Here is a 6608-nt window from a genome sequence, read left to right as displayed (position 1 = left end):
TTTTCGGGGCGAAAGCGGACGCAAAGATAACACCTTTTTATACTTCCCTCCAAATCTTTTTCACCATTTTTTCAAACTTTTTTTTCGACCCCTCGTTACATCCCTCTTCACCCGGTGTTAACCGCCATCCCCTCCGGGAAAGCGGGTGCAAAGATAAAGCAACATTCATCGCTTTTCCAAACATTCAAGGCACTTTTTTTCAAGAAAAAATCAACTCGAGACGCATCAGCGTGCGCCTCAGTAACTTGCGTGGGAGCGGGCTCGTGACACGATGACCCCGGGGCCAGAAAAAAACATCGAGAAACCCACTTTGTTGCAAATCGCCGGCCACGAATTGACGATGGTAGACCCAAAAAAATCTCGCGAGACTAATCTACAATTTACAATTAATAACACGCCAACAGGGGCATAGCAAGACAGAAATCGCCCAATCACTTAATCATTTGATCACAAAATCCCTAAATTCGTTTAATCTACAATCGCCAATTGTCATTTTTATCTTCTATATTTGCAAGCAAAAAATAAGAGATTAACGTATTTTAGGCGAAAAGACAACGTGTTGTCCGTCCTGAACACAAAACATAAATCTAAAATTGACCATGGCACAGATCCCATCCATACCCAAAGGTACAAGAGACTACTCACCGGAAATTATGGTGAAACGAAATTACATATTTGACACGATCAAATCCGTATTCAAACTTTACGGTTATCTTCCGTTGGAAACTCCGGCTATGGAAAATTTATCGACATTAATGGGTAAATACGGGGAAGAGGGAGATAAATTACTTTTCAAAATTCTAAACTCCGGCGATTTCTTATCCTCCGTCACCAACAATGAGATCGAAGAGAGAAATATCCCCCGGCTCACAAATAAAATCTGCGAAAAAGGATTAAGATACGACTTAACCGTCCCGTTTGCCCGCTTCGTCGTACAACATCAAAACGATATCAGCTTTCCATTCAAACGTTATCAGATTCAACCCGTATGGAGAGCCGATCGTCCGCAAAAAGGACGTTATCGGGAATTTTATCAATGCGACGTGGACGTTGTCGGCAGTGATTCCCTATTAAATGAGGTAGAACTCATACAAATCGTGGATGAAGTTTACCATCGTTTAAAAATTAAGGTATGCCTCCTGATCAATAACCGCAAAATTTTAGCTGGAATCGCCGAAATAATCGGTTCTTCCGACAAACTGATCGATATTACGGTCGCTATTGACAAGATGGATAAAATCGGAGCAGAAAACGTAAATGCAGAATTGCGGGAAAAAGGAATTTCCGAAGAGTCTATCCTGAAGCTGCAACCCATACTAAATTTGCAAGGTAGCAACGAAGAGAAATTAAACTCTTTACAACATATTCTTCAAGGAAGCGAGACAGGTCTAAAAGGCGTTGAAGAATTAACCACGGTCTTTCAATATATAAAGGAACTGAATATTACAACCGAAATAAAACTGGATCTTACTCTTGCCAGAGGTTTAAGCTATTACACCGGGGCCATATTTGAGGTAAAAGCAAAAGATGCGGAAATCGGAAGTATTACAGGAGGAGGACGCTATGATGATCTAACCGGCATTTTCGGTATGAAAAACATGTCTGGCGTAGGCATATCTTTTGGAGCTGACCGTATTTTCGACGTCATGAATCAATTGAATCTATTTCCCCAAGACACTACCACTACAACCCGCATTTTATTCGTCAATTTCGGAAGACGGGAGGAAGCATTTTGTCTTTCTATCTTGAAAAATTTACGGGGTCAAGGTATCAATGCAGAGATATATCCGGATACGGCAAAAATGAAAAAACAAATGACCTACGCCGACAAAAAGAGAATTCCCTATGTCGCATTAATAGGAGAAAACGAGATGACAAATCATACGGTAACGTTAAAAAATATGGTAACGGGAGAACAGGAGAGTGTCGAAATCAATCATCTGTACGAGAAATTAAAATAATATCTATCGATAAGTTCATATTATGCAAATCCATAAAAAAGAACAGCGTCCTTTAAAGAACCACGGGTTCGATACCCGCTTCCCGTGACGATACTATCTCCTTATGCTCAGAAGATATGTTTATCTTCTGTTTTACTTATTGATATTTCTAATTTTTTAATCGCTAATAAAATGAAAACTCATTATATATCACCTGAAACTTTAACCTTCGAAACGATTGAGGCAATCTTAACCCAAAAATATAAATTAGCCCTATCGGAAGAAAGCAAAAAACGAATCAACGATTGCAAAACCTATCTGGACAACAAAATTGCGACATCAGACAAACCCTTATACGGCATTACGACCGGCTTCGGCTCTCTTTGTAAAATAAGTATCTCTACAGAAGACCTGAGTCAACTACAGGCCAATCTGGTCATGTCTCATGCATGTAGCCTGGGAACCCCTATTCACGAAGAGATCATCCGTTTGATGCTGTTATTAAAAGCACATGCTCTCTCTTTAGGTAAATCCGGAGTACAACTACAAACAGTAGAGCGAATCATCGATATGTTTAATCACGACGTACTTCCTGTCGTTCGGGAATTAGGCTCGTTAGGTGCTTCCGGAGATTTGGCTCCGTTAGCAAATCTCTTCCTGCCGATTATCGGAGAAGGAGAAGTTTTCTATAAAGGTAAAATCTATCCGGCACAAGAGATTAATAAAAAATTCGGCTGGGAACCTATTGCTTTAGGAGCAAAAGAAGGTTTAGCCTTACTAAACGGAACCCAATTCATGAGTTCTCATGCCGTATACGCCTTATTGAAAGCCTTTAAGCTTGCGAAATATGCCGATATCATCGGAGCTCTCTCTTTAGAAGCCTACGATGGGCGTATCGATCCGTTCTTACCACAAATTCACGAGGCGCGTCCTCATCCCGGACAAATTGAGACGGCCTATAACATTCGTTCTCTATTAGAGGGCTCTGAATTCCAAAAAGCAGAAAAAACACACGTACAGGATCCTTATTCGTTCCGTTGCATGCCGCAAGTTCACGGGGCCGTGAAAGATACGATCAATTATGTAGCCTCAGTCGTAGAACGGGAGATCAATTCCGTTACAGATAATCCGACAATATTCATGGAAGACGACCTTATCTTATCCGGAGGAAACTTTCACGGAGAACCCTTGGCCCTGGTATTGGATTTCTTAAGTATAGCCGTAGCCGAATTAGGAAGTATATCCGAAAGAAGGACTTACCGACTTATTGCCGGTGACCGCAAAACACCCGAATTTTTAGTTGCCAATTCGGGACTAAACTCCGGCTTTATGATCCCGCAATATGCAGCAGCAGCCATCGTGAGCAAAAACAAACAATTATGCACCCCCTGCTCTGTGGACTCTATCCCCTCTTCCAACGAACAGGAAGATCACGTCAGCATGGGAGGCAACGCAGCCACGAAGAGCGTGAAGGTTATGGAAAACGTGGAAAGGATCCTGGCTATAGAGCTCATGAATGCGGCCCAAGCCATCGACCTGCAACGTCCCGCCAAGACCTCGCCCTATCTGGAAGAGTTCATGGCTGAATTCCGTAGTGTTGTTCCTTTCAACGCACAAGATCGAGTGATGTACAAAGACATCGAAAACGCTGTCGAATTTTTAAATCAAGGCGAGTTCGCTAATTTTAAATAAAAAATAACAACAGGGGGGGAGTATTCCCCCCTGTTGTTTTCATGAAATTTAAGCACATCATCCCACTACCCGATGAAATACATTATCCTATACGCGTTATAACAGGCAACCAACGTTCCATTTACAATCACCATTTCATAGAATCATAATTAAGTTTAACTCCCTCATTATCAACATACCACGAAAGAATAAAAAAAATACCCGCACAACAAACAAGCCTCTATCTATTTAAAACTATTCTAAATTATCACTCAACCTCGATCGTAATCATTTGTCTTAAAGTATTTTTCTTAATTTTATAGAATTGCAAATGAAGTGATTCTCGTTTTTTATCATTAAAACTTTAAAATCGAAGGTTATGAGAAATTTAATTCCAAAATGTACCCTACTACTTGTATTTGTCATAGGAATGACAACGGCAAGTTTCGCAAATACCGATGTTCCGCCTGTCGAAAGACATACGATCAACTTTGGTGAATCCATCAGTCTTGTGGTAAAAGATAAATTCGATAATTTAGTAACGGAGGTCGAAATTTGGCAAAACGGAAACCTTATATTCACTTCTGCCTCAGGAAGATTTTCATTAATTCCCAGTTACCCGGGTCTCTGGATCTGTGAAGCCAGAAAAAACGGGGTCGTAATCAGAAAATACGAAATAACGGTTATAGATTCCCGTTCTCCGAATTTCGCCTCAAATATCGACAACAAACTAAAAACCGTTTATATAAAAGAGTTTTCAAATAGAATATGCACAAGCAACCGTAAAGCCGTATTAAAAAAATACAGCTAATCCTCTCTGACATAAATTTGCACGATATTTTTCATATTGTCCGATGCAAGGCTAAAACACCATCCCGGAATTGAATATTCCAGATTTTAGCTGTTCTTGCTTTAGATGGAATCACTTTCTTTCAATCCGGTACAGAACAATGACACTGTCCCACGCGGGAAGAAAATCGTCCTACTTCGTTCAATACCGTTTTCGACATCTATATGTTTAATATCGTGCAAGCATTTGCGCCGTATTTAGATAGCCTTCAGGGAAAAAACGACTCGCTGAATCAATAAAACATATATGTATCCTTGATTTTTAACATACTTTCATGTCATGTAAATAAGTATAGAGAAATAAAATAAAACGTTCGTTTAATGCGTTCAAATGTAACAAAAAAAAATGATTTACTATTTTTTTTGAAACAACTGATAATTAGTTTATTTAAAAATAATCAAAAAATCCATTTTGCAATCATGTTGGATATCATTAAACGAACATTTTTTAGCTTAAATATGACAGAAGGTATTTCATACGAAGCTATCAAAGGTGGTGATATAAAAGCATTTGGAAAATTATTTGAAGAACTTTATCCGTCCATGTGCAGGATTGCGATAAAATTTATTGCAAATAAGGCTGTTGCAGAAGATATCGCCCAGGAGGCATTTGTCCGTCTATGGGAAAAAAGAACAGCTTACGAGAGTATTCCTAATCTGAAAACATTCTTATATGTTTCAGTTAAAAATCTATGTTTCAATCACCTAAGAGACAAAAAGGAAACCATTGAATACACCTCCCCCGAGGTAGAGAGGCAAGAAATTCTTTTTCACAACCGACTCATTGAAGAAGAAACTTATCGCATCCTCACACAAGCCATAGAAAAATTACCCCCTCAAAGTGCAAAGATCATGAAACTGACTTTAGAGGGTAAACAAAATAAAGAGATATCCGAAATTATGGAAATCTCCGTCAACAGTGTTAAGACTCTAAAATACAATGCAATAGATAATTTGAAACATAGTCTTAAAGACTATTTCTACATTTTATTGATTTTCTTGAGTCAAAGATAAATTTATAAAAACATTAACTGTCTATCATTTAAATCAAAAGGCTCCATTTTTGATTTCTATCAAAGAAAAAATTATCCTCCATTCATCCTTTTTAATAATTGTTGTGTTCTCTAAAAGGGATACGGAATCTTACTGTTCCCTGGCCAAATCAATGGCAGAAAAGATTGATTGTATGTAAATCTGTAAAACAAATCGAATGTATGGAAGAATCAGTAGTAAAAGTTGTACATCTTTCTCACCGTTATAGTATTCAATGGGCTATAAAGGATATCAATTTTGAAATAAAAGAAAAAGGTATCCTCGGTCTGTTAGGTTCCAACGGCGCAGGCAAATCCACCACGATGAACATCATTTGTGGAGTATTGAATCAAACAGAAGGAGAGGTGTATATCAATGGTATTAATCTAAACGAAAATCCGGTTGAAGCTAAAAAGCATATTGGTTTTTTACCGCAAAAACCTCCTTTACATCCGGATCTGACGGTTGAAGAATACCTCAGGCATTGTGCCATTTTAAGGCTTGTCGAAAAGGAGAAAGTAAAACAAGCTGTCGACGAGGCGATGGAACGATGTCGTATCACTCAAGTATGTAATCGACTGATTCGCAATTTATCCGGAGGTTATCAACAACGGGTTGGTATAGCACAAGCCATTGTACATCATCCCCGTTTTGTCGTCTTGGATGAGCCCACCAATGGACTGGACCCCAATCAAATAGTAGAAATCCGAAACCTGATAAAAGAAATTGCCAAGGATAGATCCGTACTGCTTTCCACTCACATCCTACCCGAAGTACAAGCCACTTGCGACGAGATTAAAATGATAGAACACGGTCAGGTCGTTTTTTCAGGATCCATCGGGAGTTTCAATAATTACATGGAACCCAGTACTTTTATCATGACATTGGAAAATCCCCCCGACCTTTCCATATTAAATCAAATTCCTGGCGTAACACATGTTGAATCATTAACCAGAACACGTTTCAGGGTTCACTTTAAAGACAGTCCGGATATTACCAAAAAAATAACAGCATTAAGTGTTTCCAACAATTGGAGATTAAGTGAGATTGTGTTAGAACGGGAATCACTGGATACCATTTTCGCTCAATTATCCGGGAAATATCTTTAAAATATAA

Annotated in this window: 6 protein-coding genes; 5 read left to right on the top strand and 1 reads right to left on the bottom strand. The window is 38.8% G+C overall.

The features are described 5' to 3' along the window. Nucleotides 1-37: 37 nt before the first annotated feature. On the bottom strand, nt 38-184 hold the full coding sequence (locus QZR76_RS05060) for a hypothetical protein (RefSeq protein ID WP_294140970.1): 147 nt from the start codon (nt 182-184) through the stop codon (nt 38-40). Nucleotides 185-599: 415 nt separating this feature from the next. On the opposite strand from QZR76_RS05060, the gene hisS reads away from it, so the two are divergent. From hisS to QZR76_RS05035, 5 genes are all read left to right on the top strand, one after another. Beyond that, nucleotides 600-1961 (top strand): histidine--tRNA ligase, encoded by a 1362-nt coding sequence (gene hisS, locus QZR76_RS05055; protein WP_294140969.1) that lies wholly within the window; start codon nt 600-602, stop codon nt 1959-1961. A gap of 171 nt (nt 1962-2132) precedes the next feature. After that, nucleotides 2133-3632, top strand: coding sequence for a histidine ammonia-lyase (hutH, locus tag QZR76_RS05050; protein ID WP_294140967.1), 1500 nt, complete (start codon nt 2133-2135; stop codon nt 3630-3632). 358 nt (nt 3633-3990) lie between these two features. Continuing rightward, complete coding sequence (locus QZR76_RS05045; RefSeq protein WP_294140965.1) at nt 3991-4422, top strand: hypothetical protein; 432 nt, start codon at nt 3991-3993, stop codon at nt 4420-4422. Between the two features lie 359 nt (nt 4423-4781). Continuing rightward, nucleotides 4782-5474, top strand: a complete 693-nt coding sequence (locus QZR76_RS05040; RefSeq protein ID WP_294140964.1) for an RNA polymerase sigma-70 factor — start codon at nt 4782-4784, stop codon at nt 5472-5474. Nucleotides 5475-5674: 200 nt separating this feature from the next. Continuing rightward, on the top strand, nt 5675-6601 hold the full coding sequence (locus QZR76_RS05035) for an ABC transporter ATP-binding protein (protein WP_294140962.1): 927 nt from the start codon (nt 5675-5677) through the stop codon (nt 6599-6601). The last annotated feature ends 7 nt before the right edge of the window (nt 6602-6608 follow it).

This window comes from uncultured Sanguibacteroides sp. (assembly GCF_900543425.1).
Classification (GTDB): domain Bacteria; phylum Bacteroidota; class Bacteroidia; order Bacteroidales; family Marinifilaceae; genus Gabonibacter.
This window is presented reverse-complemented; position numbering and strand designations above follow the sequence as displayed.

Excerpts from the sequence above, each read along its gene's own strand:
- hisS (WP_294140969.1), top strand. The coding sequence starts at position 600 with ATGGCACAGATCCCATCCATACCCAAAGGTACAAGAGACTACTCACCG.
- QZR76_RS05035 (WP_294140962.1), top strand. The coding sequence starts at position 5,675 with ATGGAAGAATCAGTAGTAAAAGTTGTACATCTTTCTCACCGTTATAGT.
- QZR76_RS05040 (WP_294140964.1), top strand. The coding sequence starts at position 4,782 with ATGCGTTCAAATGTAACAAAAAAAAATGATTTACTATTTTTTTTGAAA.
- QZR76_RS05045 (WP_294140965.1), top strand. The coding sequence starts at position 3,991 with ATGAGAAATTTAATTCCAAAATGTACCCTACTACTTGTATTTGTCATA.
- hutH (WP_294140967.1), top strand. The coding sequence starts at position 2,133 with ATGAAAACTCATTATATATCACCTGAAACTTTAACCTTCGAAACGATT.
- QZR76_RS05060 (WP_294140970.1), bottom strand. The coding sequence starts at position 184 with ATGTTTGGAAAAGCGATGAATGTTGCTTTATCTTTGCACCCGCTTTCC.